This window comes from Mycobacterium sp., assembly GCF_050701675.1.
In the GTDB taxonomy this organism is placed as follows: domain Bacteria; phylum Actinomycetota; class Actinomycetes; order Mycobacteriales; family Mycobacteriaceae; genus Mycobacterium.
Genome location: NZ_JBOGDD010000818.1, coordinates 1 through 1,587, shown reverse-complemented (window position 1 = coordinate 1,587; position 1,587 = coordinate 1). Strand labels below are relative to the sequence as shown.

Annotated in this window: 3 protein-coding genes; 2 read left to right on the top strand and 1 reads right to left on the bottom strand. The window is 67.0% G+C overall.

Annotated elements, in window-relative coordinates; genetic code table 11:
* Window positions 1-128: 128 nt before the first annotated feature.
* Both ACRDUX_RS25005 and ACRDUX_RS25000 read left to right on the top strand, forming a co-directional pair.
* On the top strand, window positions 129-362 hold the full coding sequence (locus ACRDUX_RS25005; RefSeq protein ID WP_526417575.1) for a hypothetical protein: 234 nt from the start codon (window positions 129-131) through the stop codon (window positions 360-362).
* A 383-nt stretch (window positions 363-745) separates the two neighbouring features.
* Window positions 746-1,129: a hypothetical protein gene (locus tag ACRDUX_RS25000; RefSeq protein ID WP_526417573.1), complete on the top strand. Its 384-nt coding sequence runs from the start codon at window positions 746-748 to the stop codon at window positions 1,127-1,129.
* Between the two features lie 10 nt (window positions 1,130-1,139).
* Here the strand turns inward: ACRDUX_RS25000 and ACRDUX_RS24995 are convergent.
* Window positions 1,140-1,587, bottom strand: a 448-nt coding sequence (locus ACRDUX_RS24995; RefSeq protein WP_526417571.1) for a type 2 periplasmic-binding domain-containing protein, incomplete at its 5' end; no start/stop codon positions are given.

Below are 1,587 nucleotides of genomic sequence, written 5' to 3'. Positions count from 1 at the left end.
GCCAGGGGATCGGTGAAGATCGGTGGCTGGTCAGCGAACTGGTGACAAGCTCGAGCATAGGCAGTGGCGAGCGCTGTCCGGCTGGGTTCCGCGTTCTCCATACGCGCGAACTTACTCTGGAATGCAGCGTGGCCGCTGTTAACCCGATCACGGGGTTCGTGGGGCTGGGCGGACCCGCGATCTACGGCGCGGTGAGGCGTGGATCGACGGTGTATCGGCCGCCGGGATCCTGGCAGACGAACAACCCGCAGTTCAACGGCGGCCGGGGTCAGATTCTCCAACGGAATCTCCGCCGGCGGCAGGGCCCCTCCCGAACGCTGTCGGCCGCATTGCCACCGGGCTCGCCGTACACCCACCAGTAGGTGTGGCAGACGCTCCAGTCCCAGTTCGGGCGGCCGGGCCCGAGCCGGCGAAACCCTGGTGCTGGCCCGGGCACCAGGTGAAGGGTCCGGTGGCTCTGCCGGGTTCGGCCTGCGCAGTCGCCGGAGTCAGGACCACGCTGGCCAGTGCGCTGGCGCCGGCAGTGCGGCAGCGGCCGCCCGTCTCGTTCGAGATGTCGAACTCATGGTCAGGTCTCTTTCTGTCACTGTGTGGTGGTGGAAAGTAAATACCGCGCCGGTTGCCTACCGATCCGAAGTCTGTGAAACGCCTGCGAATGGCATCGCGGCCACCGACCGGTGTGCGAACCGAGGGTCGCGACGGCATCGGGCGCGTACTGATTCCTTGATCCAGTCCCAACGCGAGGGTGACGCGCACGAACTTCATCAAGACCGTTCTGCCTGCCGTCGCAGTCGCAGGCGGGCTCACCGCAGCCGTTCTGGGCCTGGGAGCCGCTGCTCCGGCCAGCGCTGAGCCCCCGCTTCCTGTGATCGAGTCCTGGGCCGATGATTACATCCGCTTCGAGCGCCGCCCTATCTGGCAACAGGCCCTACGGAGTGAGATTCGGAGTCGCTGCGGCCGGCACGTACCGTCGACTGGGCAGCTGGTGCATGCCACGTTCTTCGGCCCCAAACTTCCCAATGCCGACGTCGAGTACCTCGCGCTCTACAACATTGACTCGTTTAACATCGCTGGCCGCAACGGGATCCGTTTCGAACACTGCGCCGCCGCAGACGTCCGTGTCGCGTGACCGCTGCGCGTCAGTCCGGCAGCCAGTGCAGCTCGTGCGCCAGGGTTTTGGCGGCGGCACGGATGCGGCGGTGTAGTGGTGACTGCACGCGCGGGAGGACCAGGTGAATGGTCAAGGTGGGTGCGCCCTGCAGCGGTCGCCACGTGAGACCGGCCGGTTGTGTCGTGACCGCGGCTTCAGCGGCCGGAGCGAGAGTGAGCCCGTCGCGTAGGTCGCGCTGAAACATGTCGAAAGAGACTGCGGGCGTGTGGAATCGAGGGCGCGGTCGGGTGTCTCGGAACAGTGCGGACAGCTCATCGTGGATCACCGGGTTGGCCGCACGGTCCGGGAGTCGCAGCGGATACGCGGCCGCGTCGGCGATCCCGATCTCCGGGTGTTCGGCCAGCGGATGATGCTGCGCCAACTGGACCCCGACGCGCAAACGCCGCAGCAGGAACCGGCGCACGCCACGACCCGGC